General features: G+C 73.2%; 13 protein-coding genes. 5 read left to right on the forward strand and 8 right to left on the reverse strand.

The window, feature by feature from the left end:
* Positions 1-203 precede the first annotated feature (203 nt).
* Both ACMCNN_RS15025 and ACMCNN_RS15030 read left to right on the forward strand, forming a co-directional pair.
* Complete coding sequence (locus tag ACMCNN_RS15025; protein WP_412746820.1) at positions 204-2,264, forward strand: phosphocholine-specific phospholipase C; 2,061 nt, start codon at positions 204-206, stop codon at positions 2,262-2,264.
* Between the two features lie 115 nt (positions 2,265-2,379).
* Complete coding sequence (locus ACMCNN_RS15030) at positions 2,380-4,464, forward strand: acyltransferase family protein (RefSeq protein WP_412746821.1); 2,085 nt, start codon at positions 2,380-2,382, stop codon at positions 4,462-4,464.
* On the opposite strand, the gene ACMCNN_RS15035 is transcribed toward ACMCNN_RS15030, so the two are convergent.
* The 8 genes from ACMCNN_RS15035 to ACMCNN_RS15070 form a co-directional block, all read right to left on the reverse strand.
* Positions 4,437-5,603, reverse strand: a complete 1,167-nt coding sequence (locus tag ACMCNN_RS15035) for a glycosyltransferase (protein WP_412746822.1) — start codon at positions 5,601-5,603, stop codon at positions 4,437-4,439. The two genes, ACMCNN_RS15030 and ACMCNN_RS15035, sit on opposite strands and share 28 nt — an antisense overlap.
* The gene (locus ACMCNN_RS15040) at positions 5,600-6,745 is read right to left on the reverse strand and encodes a glycosyltransferase family 4 protein (RefSeq protein ID WP_412746823.1); all 1,146 of its coding nucleotides are present in this window, start codon (positions 6,743-6,745) and stop codon (positions 5,600-5,602) included. Before ACMCNN_RS15040 ends, ACMCNN_RS15035 begins: the two co-directional genes overlap by 4 nt.
* Before the next feature lie 114 nt (positions 6,746-6,859).
* A complete protein-coding gene (locus ACMCNN_RS15045) occupies positions 6,860-8,467 on the reverse strand; it encodes a cache domain-containing protein (protein ID WP_412746824.1) in 1,608 nt (535 codons plus the stop codon).
* A gap of 242 nt (positions 8,468-8,709) precedes the next feature.
* Positions 8,710-9,777 (reverse strand): amidoligase family protein, encoded by a 1,068-nt coding sequence (locus ACMCNN_RS15050; protein ID WP_412746825.1) that lies wholly within the window; start codon positions 9,775-9,777, stop codon positions 8,710-8,712.
* On the reverse strand, positions 9,774-10,586 hold the full coding sequence (locus ACMCNN_RS15055) for a hypothetical protein (protein ID WP_412746826.1): 813 nt from the start codon (positions 10,584-10,586) through the stop codon (positions 9,774-9,776). Before ACMCNN_RS15055 ends, ACMCNN_RS15050 begins: the two co-directional genes overlap by 4 nt.
* Positions 10,583-11,107: a SigE family RNA polymerase sigma factor gene (locus ACMCNN_RS15060; protein WP_412746827.1), complete on the reverse strand. Its 525-nt coding sequence runs from the start codon at positions 11,105-11,107 to the stop codon at positions 10,583-10,585. Before ACMCNN_RS15060 ends, ACMCNN_RS15055 begins: the two co-directional genes overlap by 4 nt.
* A gap of 70 nt (positions 11,108-11,177) precedes the next feature.
* The gene (locus ACMCNN_RS15065) at positions 11,178-12,266 is read right to left on the reverse strand and encodes a methyl-accepting chemotaxis protein (protein WP_412746828.1); all 1,089 of its coding nucleotides are present in this window, start codon (positions 12,264-12,266) and stop codon (positions 11,178-11,180) included.
* 290 nt (positions 12,267-12,556) lie between these two features.
* The gene (locus ACMCNN_RS15070; RefSeq protein WP_412747178.1) at positions 12,557-13,738 is read right to left on the reverse strand and encodes an MFS transporter; all 1,182 of its coding nucleotides are present in this window, start codon (positions 13,736-13,738) and stop codon (positions 12,557-12,559) included.
* Positions 13,739-14,335: 597 nt separating this feature from the next.
* Here ACMCNN_RS15070 and ACMCNN_RS15075 point away from each other — a divergent pair.
* The 3 genes from ACMCNN_RS15075 (at position 14,336) to ACMCNN_RS15085 (ending at position 17,842) form a co-directional block, all read left to right on the forward strand.
* Positions 14,336-15,040, forward strand: a complete 705-nt coding sequence (locus tag ACMCNN_RS15075) for a PilZ domain-containing protein (protein WP_412746829.1) — start codon at positions 14,336-14,338, stop codon at positions 15,038-15,040.
* A 111-nt stretch (positions 15,041-15,151) separates the two neighbouring features.
* Entirely contained in the window at positions 15,152-16,762 is a 1,611-nt protein-coding gene (locus ACMCNN_RS15080; RefSeq protein ID WP_412746830.1) for a methyl-accepting chemotaxis protein, read from the forward strand.
* 90 nt (positions 16,763-16,852) lie between these two features.
* Positions 16,853-17,842, forward strand: coding sequence for a hypothetical protein (locus ACMCNN_RS15085; protein WP_412746831.1), 990 nt, complete (start codon positions 16,853-16,855; stop codon positions 17,840-17,842).
* Positions 17,843-17,957 lie beyond the last annotated feature (115 nt).

The raw sequence follows: 17,957 nt of genomic DNA on the forward strand, positions 1-17,957 counted from the left end.
CTGCGGCACATGCGCATCAGGGTAACCGGCCCGGCCCGCCCGTTGTCCGTCTTCACCCGCCCGAACGTCGGCGCACCACCCGGGCGGGGGCTGCCGTGGTCGCCCCGCCGTCGCTTCCGCATCGCCTCTGCGCCATTGCGCGGCCACGTTCCGTCGATACCTTTCGATCCCCCGCTCCCGACGCCGTGAACCGGAGGACCGCCATGGGCGCCGTCGACCGCCGTACGTTCCTGAAGCTGGCCGGCGCCGCCGCGCTGGCGCCGGACCTCAGCAAGGCCCTGGCCATCCCCGCGCACCAGCGCACCGGCACGATCGAGGACGTCGAGCACGTCATCATTCTCATGCAGGAGAACCGGTCCTTCGACCACTACTTCGGCACGCTGCGCGGGGTCCGCGGCTTCGCCGACCCGCACCCGGTGCGGCTGCCGTCCGGCAAGCCGGTCTGGCACCAGCCGACCGGCGACGGCGGTGAACTGCTGCCGTTCCGGCCCGACGTGCCCGACCTGGGCCAGACCTACCTGCCCGATCCGCCGCACGGCTGGACCGACGGGCACGCCGCCTGGCACGGTGGCCGGCACGACCGGTGGGTGCCGAGCAAGGGCGTCACCACGATGACCCACCACACCCGGGCGGACCTGCCCTATCAGTACGCCCTGGCGGACGCGTTCACGGTCTGCGACAACTACCACTGCTCGCTGCTGGGCCCCACCGACCCGAACCGTTACCACATGTGGACCGGCTGGGTGGGCAACGACGGCGCCGGTGGCGGACCGGTCATCACCAACGCCGAGGCGGGCTACGACTGGTCGACCTACCCGGAACGGCTGGAGCGGGCCGGGATCTCCTGGAGGGTCTACCAGGACGTCGGCGACGGCCTGACCGCCGCGGGCTCGTGGGGCTGGACCCCGGACCCGTTCATCGGCAATTACGGCGACAACTCCCTGCTCTACTTCCACCAGTACCAGAACGCCGCTGCGGGGACCCCGCTGGCGGACCGGGCCAGGACCGGGACGAACATCAAGGCACTGGGCCGCGACCCGGCGGCGCTGCTCAGCGACTTCCGCGACGACGTGGCGCAGGGGCGGCTGCCCGCCGTGTCGTGGATCGTTGCGCCGGAGGCGTACTCCGAACACCCGAACTGGGAGCCCGACTTCGGCTCCTGGTACGTCTCCCGGGTCGTCGACATCCTCGCCGACCACCCCGAGGTGTTCAGCCGGATGGCCCTGTTCATCACGTACGACGAGGAGGGCGGGTTCTTCGATCACCTGGTGCCGCCGACGCCGCCGGGATCACCCGCCGAGGGCGCCTCGACCGTCCCGGTCACCCACGAGATCTTCCCCGGTGACGCCGGGCATCCGGCCGGGCCGTACGGGCTCGGGATGCGGGTGCCGATGATCGTGGTATCGCCGTGGAGCCGGGGCGGCTGGGTCAACTCACAGGTGTTCGACCACACGTCGCTGATCCGGTTCCTGGAGGCCCGGTTCGCCGGGGGCCGCCCCGACCTGGTCGAGTCCAACATCACGCCGTGGCGACGGGCCGTGACCGGGGACCTCACCGGCGCCTTCGACTTCCGTACGCCGAACCGGCACCGCCCCTACCCGCTGCCGGACACGGGCGACTTCAAGCCGGCCGACCTCGTCCGGCAACCCGACCAGGTGCCCGTGCCCCCGACCGCGCAGCGGCTGCCCGAGCAGGAGCCGGGGGTGCGCCCGGCGCGGGCGCTGCCGTACGCGCTGCACGCCGACGCGGTCACCGACGGCCGCGTGCTGACGGTGACCATGCGCAACACCGGTGCCGCGGCCGCGGTGCTCCACGCCCGCTGCGCCGATCCCGCGCATGCGCCGCGCTCGTACACCGTGCAGCCGGATGCGGAACTGGCCGGGACCTGGCCGGCGGCCGCCGGATACGACGTGTCCGTGCACGGGCCGAACGGGTTCTTCCGCAGCTTCCGGAGCGGGCCGGCCGGCGCGGCCGTGGAGATCACCATGGACTGCGACGCGGACGCCGACCGGGTCGCGCTGCGGTTCCGCAACCCCGGCGCCCACCCGCTGCGGCTGAGCGTGCGCGACGCGTACCGCAGCGGCCGCACCACCGTCACCGTGGACGGCGGCGCGACGGCCACCCGGCAGTGGACGGTGGCGCGCACCCGCGGCTGGTACGACCTGGAGGTCACCGCGGCGGGCGGGCTGACCCAGCGCTACGCCGGTCACCTGGAGAACGGCCGGGACAGCATCACCGACCCGGCCATGGGAGGCCTGCTCTGAGCCGATCGGGGTAATCACCCACCACAACCACCGCGCGGCAACCGTGGGTGGGCCACGCTGACGTACACCGTGGGTGGTTGCCGGAGGACTACCGGCCGATCGTCAGGAGTCCCGGGTGGCCGTAGGGCACGTCGATCCCGACCGGACGGTCGCGTCGCCCGCCGTGCCGGGCGGCACGCCGCCGCTCGGCTACTGCCGCGCGCTCGACGGCATCCGCGCGCTGGCGGTGGCCGCGGTGGTGCTGTTCCATGCCGGGGTCGCCGGGCTCCGGGGCGGGTTCCTCGGCGTCGACACGTTCTTCGTCCTGTCCGGTTTCCTCATCACGTCGCTGCTGCTGAACGAGCGGGCCCGTACCGGTCGGATCGCGCTCGGCCGGTTCTGGGTCCACCGGGCCCGGCGCCTGCTGCCCGCCCTGCTGGCCATGCTGATCGCCACGATCGTGGCCGGGCATCTCCTGCTGGACGACGGTGCGCTGCGGCTGCTGCGCGGCGACGCCTACGCCGCCCTGGGCTACGTCGCCAACTGGCGGATGATCTTCCGCGGCACCGGCTACGTCGCCGTGACCGCCGCGCCGTCACCGCTGCAGCACACCTGGTCGCTCGGCATCGAGGAACAGTTCTATCTGCTGTGGCCGTTGCTGGTCACGGCCCTGGTGACCGGGCTGGCGGCCCGCCACGCCCGAGCCCTGCTGCTGGCGTGCTGCCTGCTGGGCGTCGCCGCCTCGCAGTTCGCCTGCGGCGAGATGTTCCAGCCGGACGCCATGAGCCGGGCGTACTACGGCACCGACACCCGCGCGCAGGCGCTGCTCGTCGGTGCGGCCCTGGCCGCGTTGCTGGCGGGAGGACGCGCAGTCGGCCGGGGCGCACCACGGCGCGGGTCCGGCCCGGGCGCGCCGCCACGCGGGTTCGCCGCTGCCGCCCGGCGCACGGTGCTGGGCCCGGCGGCGTTGCTGGCCACAGCGGTCACGGCGTGGCTGTGGCACACCGCCGGGGATCAGGCGGCCCGGCTGTACCACGGTGGCCTCACGGTCGCCGCGCTGGCCACGGCCGTGGTCATCGCCCACGCCGTGACAAGTCCCGGCTCGGCCGTGGCCCGGTTCCTCGGGCTGGCGCCGCTGGTCCGGCTGGGCCGGATCTCGTACGGCGTCTACCTCTGGCACTGGCCGCTGTTCACGTACGTCACCGCGGACGCCACGGGCCTGTCACGCTGGCCGCTGCTGGTCGTACGGCTGGCGGGCACCCTCGGGCTCGCGGTCCTCAGCTACCACCTGATCGAACAGCCGATCCGGCGTGGCGCGCTGGCCCGGCTGCTGCCGCACGGCATCCCGGTAGCGGTCGCCACCGCCACGCTGGGGGTGGTGATCATCATGATCGGCGTCGAGACCGTCCCGGCGACCCGCCCGCCGGCGGCCGCCGCCCCCGTCGTCATCACCGCGCCGTCCGGCACGCCGCGGGCACGAGCCCCGATCAACCGGCCGGGGCGGCCGCAAGCGGCGGGCCGCCAGCCGCGGGTGACCTTCTTCGGCGACTCGGTGGCCTGGGTGATCGGCACCTACCTGCCCCGGCACCCCGGCATGTGGACCAGCGTGCGCGCCATCCAGGGGTGCGGGATCGCGACGCTGCCCGACATCCGCATGCTCGGCACCGGGCACACGAACTATCCCGGCTGCACGTCCTGGCGCAGACGCTGGCGGCACGGCGTGGACACCGACAACCCCGACGTCGCGGTCGTCGAGCTCAACCGCTGGGAGCTGATGGACCGCCGGTACCAGGGGCGCTACCAGCACGTCGGTGAGCCCGCGTACGACACGTACCTGACGGCGCAGCTGGACGCGGCCGTGGCGATCGCGGCGTCGCGCGGCGCGGCCGTCGTGCTGCTGACCGCGGCGTACACCCATCGGGCCGAGCGGCCGGACGGGGGCCTGTACCCGGAGGACCAGCCGCAGCGGGTGGATGCCTGGAACCGGCTGCTCGGCGCGGAGGCCGCGCGGCACCCCGGCACGGTCACCGTCCTGGATCTCGCGCCCCTGGTCTGCCCCGACGGCAGGTTCACCCGGGACATCGGCGGGATGCGGGTGCGCAGCGACGGCCTGCACTACACGCCGTACGCGGTGCAGAGCATCATCGCGCCGTGGCTGCTGCCCCGGCTGGCGGCCATCGCCACGGGCACCTATCACCCCGCGGCACGTGCCGGGGGGTGATGGGTGCCGGTGGCCCGCGGCGAGCACACCGGTGACCCCTCGTGCGCGGCGAGGAAGGCGTCCACCGCCCGGGACCACGGGAACGACTCGGCGCGGGCCCGGGCGGCGGCCCGGCGCTGCGCGACCGGGCGGGACAGCAGCCGCCGCACCGCTGTCGCGTATCCCGGGCCGTCGCCCGGGGCCGCCACCCCGGCCGCGCCGACCACCTCGGGCAGGGCACTGCGGGAGCTGACCACTACCGGGGTGCCGCTGGCCAGTGCCTCGAGCGCGGCCAGCCCGAACGTCTCCACCGGTCCGGGCGCCAGCACGACGTCCGCGCTGGCCAGCAACGCCGCCAGCGGGTCGCGTTCGCGCAGGTGCCCGACGAAGTGCACGGGCAGGCGCTGTTCGGCGGCCGCGGCGCGCAGGTCCGCGTCCAGGGGGCCGGTGCCCGCGACCACCAGGACGGCGGGCACCCCGGCCGCGCGCAGCCCGGCCAGCGCGGCCAGCGAACGCCGGGGCCGCTTCTCCGCCGACAGCCGTCCGCAGTGCAGCAACAGCACCTCGCCGGGGGCCGCGTACCGGGCGCGGACCTCCGGGTCGTACCGCGTCGGCGAGAACCGGTCGAGGTCGACGCCCAGGGGCGCCCGGACCGGACGCCCACCGATGCGCTGGAACTCGGCCGCCGCCCACCCGGTGGTGCACACCACCCGGTCGAAGGCGGCCAGGGTACGGGCGTTCAGCGCGTCCGCCGCGGCGCGGGCGACACCGCCGCCGGGCCCGAACAGCCGCAGCAGCCCGTCCAGGCTCTCGTGCGAGACCATCATGGACGGTACGCCGGCCCGCCGCGCCCACGGGCCGACCCAGCGCAGCGTCGAACGGTCGTGCACCTCGACGCGGTCCGGCCCCAGACGGCCCAGCACGCCCTTGACCGCGGCCCGGTCCAGCAGCACCCGGTAGCCGCCCAGGCCCGGCACCACGGGACCGGGCACCGTGATGACCCGGCCGTGGGCGGTCGCGTCGTCGCGGGGCCGTTCGCCCGGCACCACCAGCACCGGCTCGTGCCCGGCCCGGACGTACCCGCGGCCCAGCTCCCGCAGCGCCGTGCGCAGCCCGCCCGACCCGGGGTGCACGAAGTTGGCCAGCCGGACGATCCTCACACCGCGACCGCAAGGCCGCCCCCGCCGGTCTCCACCTCCCGCGCCGCCGCGTAGTGCCCGAGCAGTTCGTCGCCGACGGCGGCCCAGGTGCGCTCCCGCACGGCGGCGCGCCCGGCCGCGCCGAAGGCCCGCCGCAGCGCCGGGTCGCCGGCCAGCTCCGCGACGGCGTCGGTGAAGCCCTGCTCGCGATGCGGCGGGACCAGGTAGCCGGTGCGGCCGTGCGCGACCAGGTCGAGGGGGCCGCCCGCCGCCGGGGCCACCACCGGCAGCCCGCTGGCCATCGCCTCCTGCACCGCCTGCCCGAACGTCTCGTACGGGCCGGTGTGCGCGAACACGTCGAGGCTGGCGTAGATCCGGGCCAGCTGGGTGCCGTGCCGGGCGCCCAGGAATACCGCACCCGGCAGCGCGCGCTGCACCGGGCCGGCGGCCGGGCCGTCACCCACCACGACCAGCCGTACGCCCGGCAGCCGGGCGACACCGGCCAGCAGGTCCACCTCCTTCTCCACCGCCAGCCGTCCGACGAAACCCACCAGCACCGCTCCGTCCGGGGCGAGTGCCCGCCGGATCCCGGCGCTGCGCCGCCCCGGGTGGAACCGCACGCCGTCGACGCCACGGCGCCACAGATGCACCCGCTGTACGCCGTGCGCCTGCAGCGCGCCCACCGACTCCGTGGACGGCGCCAGGGTGCGCGAGGCGGCGTTGTGCACAGAGCGGATCCACCGCCACGCGGCCCGCTCGGTCATGCCCACCCGGTACGCCCGCGCGTACGCGGCGACGTCGGTCTGGTAGACCGCAACCGACGGCAGCCGCAGCGCCCGGGCCGTGTTCTGCGCCCACCTGCCGAGCACGAACGGGCTGGCCAGGTGCAGCAGATCGGCACCGTGCCCGCGGATCGCGGTGGTCAGCGCGCGGCTGGGCAGGCCCAGCCGGACCTGGGGATAGCCGGGCATCGGCACGGACGGGATGCGGACCACCGGGTAGGGCCACTCGTCCGTCGACCGCCGCGCCGCGGCGGGCGCCGCGGGGGCGATCACCAGCGGTTCATGGCCGGTGCGGACGAGATGCTCGGCGGTGCGGACGACCGAGTGGGCGACGCCGTTGACGTCGGGCGGGAACGACTCCGTGACCAGCACGATGCGCATGGACACAGGTGAACGCCGGGCCGGATCGGCCGGGCCACGGCACCGTGACGGGCAGCGGAACGATCAGCGACAACACATCTGTTCGCGTCCCGGTCACCTGCCCGTCAGCCGGCCTCAGACCGTGAACCTCGTGGTCAGCGTACGGATGGAACCGGCCAGTTCGGCCAGTTCCGCCGCCGCGACGCTGACCTGCTGGGCGTGCGCGGCCGCGGCGCCCGCCGCGCCGGCCACGTCGCCGATCACCGCGTTCATGTCGGACACCTGGCCGCTGGTGCTGGCGGTTCCGCTGGACAGCAGGTTCGTGGTGGTCTCCTGCTGTTCGACCGCGGCGGCGATGGTGATCTGGTACTCGCTGATCTTGTCGATGACCGACGTGATCCCGCCGATCGCCTCGACCGCCGAACCGGTGTCCTCCTGGATGGCGGTGATCTTCGCGGCGACCTCCGCGGTGGCCTCCGCTGTCGCGTTCGCCAGTGTCTTCACCTCGGTCGCCACCACCGCGAAGCCCTTGCCCTGCTCACCGGCGCGGGCCGCCTCGATGGTGGCGTTGAGGGCCAGCAGGTTGGTCTGCTTGGCGATGGAGTCGATCAGCGCGATCACGTCGCTGATCTCGGCGCTGGAGGCACCGAGCCGGGTGACCGTGGCGCTGGCCGAGTCCGCGGCGGTGACGGCGTCGGCGGTGACCCGGGCGGCGTCGGCGGCGCTGCCGGCGATCTCCGCGATGGACGCATGCATCTCCTCCGCGCCGCTGGCCATCGTGCCGACCTGGACGGCGACGCCCTCCGCCGTGGCGTTCATCCGCGCGGCCTGCCGGGCGGTGTCCGCGGTGACCGTGCTGATCTCGACGCTGGCCGCCTGCAGCTGCGCGCTGCTCGCGGCGACCGCCTCGGCGGCGTCGTGCAGCTGTTCGATGGCGGCGCGGTTGTTGGCCACGGCCGTGTCCACGGCCGCGGCCATGCGGGCCAGGTCGTCGGTGCCGTCGAGGTCGATGCGGGCGGTGAGGTCACCGGCGGCGACCCGCTCCAGGGTGCTGCGGATCCGGCCGATCGCCGAGGAGATGCGGCGCACGATGCGCCACGCCGTGACCGCCAGCAGCAGCAGCCCGATCGCGCCGACGATGCCGGTGGTGCGGGCCTGGGCGGCGGCCTCCGCGTTCACGTCGTCGACGTACACGCCGGAGCCGATGATCCAACCCCAGTTGGGGATGCCCTGCACATAGGACACCTTCGGCTGCGGGTCCTTCTTGCCGGGCTTGGGCCAGTAGTACTCGACCGTGCCCGCGCCGTGGGCCTTGACGACGTTCACCATCTCGACGAACAGGTGCTTGCCGGTCGGGTCGGTGTTGCCGGTCAGGTCCTGACCGTTGAGTTCGGGCTTCACCGGGTGCATGACCATGCGCGGGGTCATGTCGTTGATCCAGATGTAGTTGTCACCGGCGTAGCGCAGGTTCCGCACCGCGGCGATGGCCTGGCGCTGGGCCTGCTCGCGGGTCAGCTCACCCGCGGCCTCCTTGGCGAGGTAGCCGTCGACGACGCCGCTGACGGCCTCGACGACATGCCGGGTCTGCAGTTTGCGCTCGGCCATGAGGCTTTCGCGGGTCGTGACGAGCGACGAGATCACCACGGCCACGATGCTTGTCAGCGCGAGCAGGATCATGACGGCCAGGCGTGCGGTCACGCCCGGTTTGGTGAGCTGCCGCAGCCGCATCGTCACAGCGTTCATCGGGGGTTTCTCCTTCGGGCCCCGGCGGCGCCGGGGATGGTCCGGTTGGGGGATGGGACCGGTCGGGGTGCACGCCTGGTCGATGCGGCGAGCTACGGAGCGTGCAGACCCGGTCACGACTATCGGAGCCCGCTGGGCACAGCGGACCATTTCCCCACGGATGTTTGAGTGACGCCCGCCACGGCTCCTGAAGTGGCGCACCGACCTGCCGACGGCCACCCGGGGTCGTCGCCGAGCGGGTCTCAGCCGGGTCGCGCGGCGAGGACCCCGGCGGCGTGCTCCATCAGCGCGGACACCGCCGCCGCCGGATCGGCCGGGGCGTTCGGGAACGGTTCGGGGTCGAGGCAGCGGTCGAGTAGCAGTTCGACCACCCCGGCCCGGTCGAGGACGGCGGACGCGTCGATCGCGCCGGGCAGGATCCGCACCTCGACTGTGTCCCGCACCGGGGTCTCGGTCAGCAGCTGGGTCAGGTTGACGTCGAAGAACTTGGTCAGGCCGCCGTCGGCCGCCGCCCGGCGCAGGTCCTCGTACGTCGGTGTGCCGTCGGCGGCGGCGACCAGGGCCGGCGGCAGCGGGGCGAGGCGGCGGCAGGCCGGATTGGTCCCCAGCAGCGTGCGCAGCGGCTCGCGCCAGTACGCGAACAGCCGGACCAGGTTCGCCAACGCGGGCGCCGACCGGAACGGCCCGCCGTCCACGTGCAGGTGGACGGCGGCCTCCCGGGGGACGGTGAAACCCAGCTCACGGGCCGGGCCGAGCAGCCGCTCCAGCGCGGCGTGGTGGTCGCCGGTCAGCGGCGGTGTCACGATCTCGCAGGGGCGCTCCCGTTCACCGCCCAGCGGGGCGGCCAGCGCGATCGTCACACCGGCCGGGTCGTCGAGCCGGTACACGTCGCCGTGGCGTTGCACCGCGCTGTCCCAGAGCCGCGCCGTCGCGTCCAGCGCGGTGTCGAGGGTGCCGCCGGGATCGCTGTGCGCGGCAATCAGCCGGGTCAGCCGGGGGTCGTCGCTGAGGATCCGGTACCAGCCCGGCCGCGGGGCGGCCCGCGGGTCCAGGTCGGCCAGCAGCGTGACGTCGTCCACGAGCGTGCACAGGGGGGCGCCGTCGCCGTCGCGTACCTCGAAACCCCGGGTGAGGTGCAGGAACCGTCCCAGGCCGGGGACCAGGGACGGTTCGCTGTCGTGGTGCCACACCGGGCGAACCGAGCCGCCGTACCGGCGGGCCAGCTCGCGGGCGAGGGTGCGCCGGCTGCGGCCCGGCGGGGCCATCAGCTCGATCTCGAACCCGGTTCGCCGGTGCAGCCGTACGGTCACGGCTTGATCGGCAGGGTTTCGCCGGCCAGCAGCCTCTTACCGGCCGCGACCTTCGCCTCGGACGGGCTGGCCAGATGCCACAGCTTGGCCAGCTGCACCGCGTCGTCGTAGGTGTAGCCGGCCGCGAAGAACGCGTCGAACTGCTTGGCCTGCCGGGCCTCGGCGGCCTTCTTCGGGTCCGGCGCAATCGGCAGGTGCTGACCGGCCAGCACGCGCCTGCCGCCGGCCACCTTCGCCGCGTACGGATCGGGCAGATGCCACAACTTGGCCAGCTTCACGGCGTCGTTGTAGTCGTAGCCCGCCCCGAAGAACGCGTCCAGCCGGGCCTGCTCCTGCTTGTCCTCGGGCGCCGGGGTCGCAGGGGTGCCGGTGCCCGGCTTGATCGGCAGCGTCTCGCCCGCCAGCAGGCGCCGCCCCGCCTCCGCCTTGACCGTGCCGATGTCGCCCTTCGAGTGCCAGAGCTTGGCCAGCTGGACCGCGTCGTCGTAGTCGTAGCCGGCCGCGAAGTAGGCGTCGAAGTCCCGCTGCAGCTCGGCCTCGGACGGCGCGGCGGACGCCGACGGCGCGGCGGCGGGCATCACGATGCTCACGCCGTCGGCCGGGCGGCCCGGCAGGAACGAAGGCAGGTTGATCGCGCCCGCCAGCAGGCCGGCACCCAGCACCGCGCCGCCCGCGGCCTGGGCGCCCCGTCGGCGCCGTCGATAGGTACGGGACAGCTGCTGGATCCGGGCGTAGACGTCCCCCGGATCGGGGGTCGGGTGTTGGTGGGCCTCGAACGCCTCGCGCAGTTGCTCTTCAAGGTGGGTCACGACGCCTCCTGGGCGTGGATCATGTGGGGTCGCTCCGACGACAGCCGGAGGTTCTTCAGTGCCCTCGAGGCGTGGCTGCGCACCGTTGCGGGCGAGCAGCCGAGCAGTTCGGCGATCGCGTCGTCGTCCAGATGCTCGTAGTACCGCAGCACGAGCACGGCGCGCTGTTTACGGCCCAGCGTGGCCAGCCGGTGCCACAGCGCGTCGGCCTCCACGACGTCCTGGGCGTGGTCCGGTGCCCCGCCGCGGGCGTCGTCGAGGTCCACCAGCCGCTCGCCCACGGCGTGCACGTTGCGCGCCGCCCAGCTCCGCCGCCAGGAGAGGTACTCGTTGAGCACCATCCGGCGGACGTACGCCTCGGGTGAGTCGGCCCCGGTGATCCGCCGCCACTTGACGTGGGCCCGGGCCAGCACCTCCTGCACGATGTCCTGGGCGAGGTCACGATCGCCGGTCAGGACGATCGCGTAGCGCAACAGGCTCGGAATCCGGGCTACGGCGAACTGCTCGAAGGTCACACCCATAGAGACGTACGCGGGCCCGCCGGATGTGCAGTCATGATCCAGGAATTTTCGCACCGCCCCCGCGGTGGGGTCAGAAGACCCGGCTCACCACGGTCTGGTTGAGCCGCTCCACCTGGCCGCTGATGGCCATCGCCGCCGCGCGGACGGTCTCCGCCGCCTGCACGGAGGCCTGGACCGACTCCGCGACCGAGCGCACCCCACCGGACATCTGCGCGGTGGTGGCGGTCTGCTCCTCGACCGCCCCGGCGATCATCGTCTGCTGCTCGGCGACCCTGTCGATCAGCTCCACGATGCCGGCGATCGCGCCGTCGACCTGCGAACTCTCGCCCTGGATGGCGTCGGCCATCGCGATGATCTGCTGGGTCGCCTCGGCGGTGCGGGCCGCGAGGTCCTTGACCTCACCCGCGACCACGGCGAAGCCCTTGCCGCTCTCCCCCGCCCGGGCCGCCTCGATGGTCGCGTTGAGCGCCAGCAGCTTGGTCTGGTCGGCGATCGAGGTGATCAGGTTGGTGACGTCGCTGATCTGGCGGCTCGACTCCTGCAGCCGGACCATCGTCTCGGCGGCGTTGCGGGCCGACTCGACGGCCGCGCCGGTGTCGGCGGCCGCGGCGCTGACGCGGGTGGAGATCTCGCGGATGCTCTCCGTCATCTCGGCGGAGCCCTGCGAGATCAACTCCGCCTGCTCGGCGGTGTCGCCGGAGGCGGCCGCCAGGTGGTCGCCGAGGCCGTTGAGGGAGTGCACCGCGCCGTCGAGGTCCGCGGCCAGTCCGGCCGTCGCCGCCGCGGAGGTCTCCCGGCCGGTCACGTCGCCCCAGGTCGCGACGAACCCGCCGCCCGGGATGCGGTCGACGACGACCTCGGCGTACACGTCCATCTCGCCGCCGTCGATCTTGCGGGTCTCTGTGTACGGGAACTCGGTGACCTGGGTGACCACCTTCTTGAAGGTGTCGCGCAGCGCCTGCAGCGCGGCCGGTCCCCGCTCGGCGGCGACGCGGGTCATCAGCTTGGTGCCGAGCTCGTTGCGCCAGACCACGTCACCGTTGTCGTCCACGACGATCACCACGGCCGGGAGCGCCCCGAGCACCGCGCGCATCGCGTCCGCCGAACCCACCAACGGGTGCACCGACTCGCCCTTGCTGAAAGACCCGAACCGCGCCACTGCAGCTCCCCCATCTCGTGATCAGACGGGTGAACAATCGGCGGCCGCGGGCCCGGGAACAGCAGTTTCACCGCATTTTCCGCGACCGTTGCCCGTCGTCACCGGCGGGCCGCGGCGAACCGGTCGAATCAGCCGCGTCGGCTCGTCGTACTACTTCGAGCACGCCGGACCGGGTGACCACCTGCGCCGGGCCGGGTGGGTACGGGTCGCCATGGGGTCCCCCTTCCGGCAGGGCCGCTGTGATCCGCACAGTGGTCCTGAATCCGGAAGGGGGACCCCGTTGCTACTGATCAGTGGGCGATCCGGGCGGCCGGGCGGCCCGACCGGGCGGGCGGGTGCGCCACCGCGGTGACCGTCAGCGCCAGGGCACCCAGGGCCACGATCGCCAGCAGGATCAGGCCGATGGCGTAGCTGCCGTACGCGCCGTAGATCGCGCCCATCACCAGCGGGGGCACGAAGCCGCCCAGGCCGCCCGCGGCGCCGACCACGCCGGTGACCGAACCGACCTGGTTGGCCGGGGCCCGCTGCGCGACCAGGGCGAAGGTGGCACCGCTGCCCGCGCCGAGAGCCGCGGCCATGGAGAGGAAGGCGATCGTGCCCAGCGGCGCCAGGCTAGGGGTGAACGCCTGCACGCAGGCACCGGCAGCGACCACGCTCAGCGCCACCGCGAGCACCCGGGTCGGCGAGAGGCGGTCGGACAGCCAGCCACCCACCGGGCGCATCACCACGGCCAGCAGCACGAACCCGGCCATCCGGTTGGCCGCGTCGGCCTGCGTCAGGCCGTACGCCGTCTTCAGGTACGCGGGCAGGTAGACAGAGAACGCCACGTAGCCGCCGAACGCGACCGCGTACAGCACCGCCGCCTGCCAGGTGATGCGCAGCCTGAGCACCGCGCCCAGCCGCTGCACCAGGGGCGCCGCCGGGACGGCCCGGCCCGGCGCGTCGCGCAGCAGCAGCGCCGCAACGACCGCGTAGAGCGCCAGCACGACCGCGGTGATCACGAACGGCGTGCGGATGCTGTACGCGTTGACCAGCTTCACCGTGGTCAGCGCGCTGATCGCGGTGCCGCCCATGCCGGCGCCGAAGATGCCGACCGCGAGGCCCCGGCGCTCCGGCGGGAACCAGGCACTGACGAACGGCACACCGACCGCGAACGCGGTGCCGCCGATGCCGAGGAAGAAGCCCCCGACCAGCAGGCCGGCCAGCGACGTGTGCCCGGACAGCCCCAGATACAGCACCGGCACGATGGTGGTCAGCGACACCAGGGGGAACATCACCCGGCCGCCGAAGCGGTCGGTGAGCGCGCCGACCGGGATCCGCCCGACCGCGCCGACCACCACCGGCACCGCGACCAGCAGCGCCTGCTGGAACGAACTCAGGTGCAGGGCGGCCTGGAACTTCGGCGCCAGCGGGCTGAGCAGCGCCCACGCCCAGAAGTTGATCGCGAAGCCGACCGTGGCCAGGGTCAGCATCAGCCCGCGCTGTCCCCCGCTGATCTGCCCAGCGCTGATCTGCCCAGCGCCGGCCCGCTCGGCGCCGGGCTGTGCGGCCCGGTCCTCCCGTGTGCTCATGGTCCTCGTCACCGTCCGTTCGCTCGCGGCGCTGTCGCAGGTCCGGGCGGCCGCGAAGTCGATCCGGACCGTCTGAGCGTGTCCCGGCAGAACCCCCTCGGACACGGGCTTTGGGCCCCCTGGCCCTGGACCTTCTGTCATGAAGATCGACCCGCCACCCCGGGAATCGGACATCTCGGCGGCCACCGCCGTTCGGTTGCAGGCGGGTTGCCCAGGTCGAGCACAGCCCCGTCCGGCCGCGGTGCCAGGGGCCGACCGCGCGCACCATCGCAGGCGGTAAGCTCGTCGATACGGTGGGCGACGGTGGTGCGGCGGAGGTCTCACCCCACTCGCGCTGGTGAACTCCTCATCTCGCCCAGCCGGGGACCGATCTCGTTGCTTGAGAGGCGACGGCAGCGTCCCTCGATGGCAAGCGGCGGACCGCGGCGGCCGGCGATCCCTGGCCCGAGGCCCGCCGTCCGAAAGGCGGATCGCCACACCACGGCGAGGAGACAGGACGTGGCCTGGGACTGGTTGAAGCGCAGGGGCGGTGTCGACGAGGTCGACGCCGACTTCGAGGCGGAGTCCGCCGAGAGTCTGTTGTGCCGCCGGGGCAGTGATGCCACGATCCTGGTCGCCACCGCGGACGAACCCCATGCGGCGACGATCCACGGCACGGTCGCCATCGTCGACGAGGACCGCCTCGTGATCACCAACACCGGTGGCGCCGAGAAGCCCGCCGACGACGCGACCGTGACCCTGCAGTGGCCGGTCGACACCGGCCTGCGCCACGTCGCGGTCACCGTGGCCTCGACCACCCCGACGGCCTGGAATCTGGTCGTGGCGGGCGACGTGGTGCACGAGCAGCGGCGCCGGTGGATCCGGGTACGCACCACCCTGCCCGTCGTCGTCCGGTTGCCCGACCAGGAGGACTGGCTCTCCGGGCAGACGATCAACCTGTCCGCGGGCGGGATGGCCGCCGTCCTGGAGTCCACGAACGGACGGCTGAGCGCTCCGACCAAGGTGGACATCAGGCTCACCCTGCCCGACGGCATGCTCGACCTGATCGGCACCGTCTCCGAGATCATCGAGGACGAGCCGGGCAGCATGGTCCGGGCGGACTTCTCCGAGGTCGAAGAGGCGTGCCACGAACGGCTGGCCGCGCACGTGTTCCACGTCCAGCGGGAGGAGCTGGCGCGCCGCCGCCAGCAGGGCGCCGCGTAGCAGCGCAGCCGCGGACAGTAACGAACACCACGTGACCGGCGTCGCGACAAGGCAAAGGTCACCCCACCGCAGGCCGATGGTCGGTGCACTGCGTACGACCTTGGAGCCTTCATGTTCAGTCGCCTGCGGGTGGGCCACCGGCTTGCCGTCTGTTTCGCCCTGCTGATCGCCCTGCTCTCCGCCACGGCGGCCGCCGGCTGGCAGGGCATGAACACGCAGAACGAGGTGCAGCACCGCATCGCGGAACTGACCGCCGCGCGCGAGGCGATGCAGACGTTCATCTACGAGGTCGCGGACATCACCGGCTGGCAGAGCCTGCTCATCGCCGACGCCTCCGTCGTCGGGGGCGTCAAGGCCACCGACCCGAAGTCGTACAACCGCGCCGGTGAGCTGGAGGCCAAGGACGCCCTGTACGCGGCGATCGACGCGGCCGAGAAGGTGCCCCTGACCGCCGCCGAGCATGCAGAGGTGGCGAAGCTGCGCGGCATCTGGGACGGCTTCTTCGTCGACGACGACCGGATCGTGGGCCTGCTGCGCCAGGACACGGTGGCGGCGCGGGCCGAGGCGCTCAAGAGCATCAACGAGGGCGTCTCGAACGACGCGTACACCAAGAGCATCGAGATCAACGACCGGGTGCACGAGTCGACAGAGGCCCGCACGACGGCGCTGAAGGCCGAGGCCGCGCGCGCCCGCACGATGGGCACCGTGATGCTGGGCATCACCCTCGCCGCGGCCGTCCTGCTGGCGGTGATCGCCGCAATCGCCGTCACGCGTTCGATCGTGCGTCCACTGCGGACCGTCACGCACACCCTCGGGCGGCTGGCCGAGGGCGATCTGACCGCCCGTACCGGGGTGCACCGCGGCGACGAACTGGGCGCCCTCGGCACCGCCGTGGACACCAGCGGCCACGCGCTGCAGGCCGCCATGCGGCAGGTCCTGGCCGGAGCCGGGGCGGTGGCCGAGCTGTCCGGCCGGTTGTCCGGTGTGGCCGAACGCATGGCCGCCTCCGCCTACCAGGCCCGCCGCCGCGCCACTGACGTCTCCGGCGCCGCGGACAACGTCCGCACCAGCCTGCGTACGGTCGTGGCGGGCAGTGGCGACGTCGGCACCGCGATCGCCCGCATCGGCACCAGCGCCGAGGCGGCCGCCCAGATCGCCAGCGAGGCCGTCACCACCGCCACCGACACGGCCGCCACGATCACCCGGCTCGGCACCTCGTCGACCGAGATCAGCAACATCGTCGCGCTCATCGACGGCATCGCCGCCCAGACGAACCTGCTGGCCCTCAACGCCACCATCGAGGCCGCCCGCGCCGGCGACCAGGGCAAGGGCTTCGCCGTGGTGGCCGGGGAGGTCAAGGACCTGGCCCAGGAGACCGCCAGGGCCACCGGCGACATCACCGGAAAGGTCCGCACCATCCAGACCGACACCGGCTCGGCGATCCACGCCATCGACGCCATCAGCGACGTGATCCGGCGCATCGACGACTTCCAGGAGACCGTCGCCTCCGCCATCGACGAGCAGACGCACGCCACCCGAAGGATCAACGACAGCCTGCACGAGGCGGCGGACAGCAGCGACCAGATCGCCGCCACCATCGCCGAGCTGGCCGAGACCACCGAGAACACGGCCCGCGACGTCGAGGAGGCCGCCGGTACCGCCACGGAACTGGCCGCCGCCAGCACCGCGCTGCACACGGCGATCGCCGAGTTCACGGTGTAGCTCGCGACATAACCGCGGCCCACCCCTGGTCGTTGAGATCCACGACGTCACGTCGGGACCACCATCACGGGGAGCTGACCGGGGGCCGGGTTGATTCCGCAGCAGCAGTATCCGCGGCAGAGCGACACGTTCGTGAAGTCGTACCGGTATCTGCGCACCGCCCTGGTGGGTCTGCTGCTCTGCCTCGGGGTGGCGGTGTTCTTCCAGACCGCCAAGCAGGGGCTGCACCCCCTGGCCTCGGTCAGCGCCTACTACTACACCCCCGCTCAGGCGATCTTCGTCGGCGCCCTCATCGGCATGGCCGTCTGCATGATCGCGCTGCAGGGCACCACCGGGGTGGAGGAGGTGTTCCTGAACCTGGGCGGGATGTGCGCCGCGGTCGTCGCGGTCGTGCCCACCTCGCGGGGCGAGGACTACGGCACCGCGGTGGACGCCTGCAGGGACGCGGCCGGCCCGTTGATGACAGAGAAGGCGGCGGGCGCCGCGGACTGCCCGTCGGTGCTGGCGCTGGCCGACGCGACCCGGGCCAACGTCGAGAACAACATGGTCGCGCTGCTGGCCGTGGGCCTGCTCGGGCTGGTCGCCGCGGTGCTGTTCGCCCGCCGCGACGGGTCGACCGGTAGGGGCTTCCGGTGGGCGTTCGGCGTGGCCGCGGTGGCGTACGCGGCCGCGGGCGTCGCGTTCGCGGTGAGCGTCGGGTGGTTCGTCGACCATGCCCACTACATCTCCGCGATCGGCCTGTTCCTGTGCATCATCGCGGTCACGGTCGCCAACGCGCTGCGGCACGGCGGCGCGGGCCAGGGCGGCCCGGGCCAGGGCGGCTCCCCAGGGGTCGCGCAGACGCTGAGGGCCGCGAGCGACGTGCTGGTCCGTCCGCCGCACCGCTTCGACCGGTACGCCTGGATCGCGTGGGCCATGGTGGTGGTCGCGGTGGTCGGGACCGTACTGGTGATCGTGAATGCCTTTGCGCTGTTCTGGCTGGAGATCGTCGTTGCCCTGCTGTTCGCCGTGTTCTGGACGGTGCAGACCATCGAGCAGCTGCCCCCGCCGGCCGTCCGGGTGGGCACAGACCCGTCCTGACGGGCTTATCGGACAAGCAGTAGAGGTCATCGCAAGAGACCTGTAGGGGTGCGATTCACCCCAGGTGTCTCCGCGCCAGCGCGTCGCGTCTAAATGATCTTAAGTCCGACACATC

This window comes from Krasilnikovia sp. MM14-A1004 (assembly GCF_047159485.1).
In the GTDB taxonomy this organism is placed as follows: Bacteria; Actinomycetota; Actinomycetes; order Mycobacteriales; family Micromonosporaceae; genus Actinoplanes.

What these genes read in the sequence shown, in the direction of transcription:
- ACMCNN_RS15025 (WP_412746820.1), top strand. Translation starts at nt 204, where the DNA reads ATGGGCGCCGTCGACCGCCGTACGTTCCTGAAGCTGGCCGGCGCCGCC.
- ACMCNN_RS15040 (WP_412746823.1), bottom strand. Translation starts at nt 6,745, where the DNA reads ATGCGCATCGTGCTGGTCACGGAGTCGTTCCCGCCCGACGTCAACGGC.
- ACMCNN_RS15045 (WP_412746824.1), bottom strand. Translation starts at nt 8,467, where the DNA reads ATGAACGCTGTGACGATGCGGCTGCGGCAGCTCACCAAACCGGGCGTG.
- ACMCNN_RS15060 (WP_412746827.1), bottom strand. Translation starts at nt 11,107, where the DNA reads ATGGGTGTGACCTTCGAGCAGTTCGCCGTAGCCCGGATTCCGAGCCTG.
- ACMCNN_RS15070 (WP_412747178.1), bottom strand. Translation starts at nt 13,738, where the DNA reads ATGCTGACCCTGGCCACGGTCGGCTTCGCGATCAACTTCTGGGCGTGG.
- ACMCNN_RS15080 (WP_412746830.1), top strand. Translation starts at nt 15,152, where the DNA reads ATGTTCAGTCGCCTGCGGGTGGGCCACCGGCTTGCCGTCTGTTTCGCC.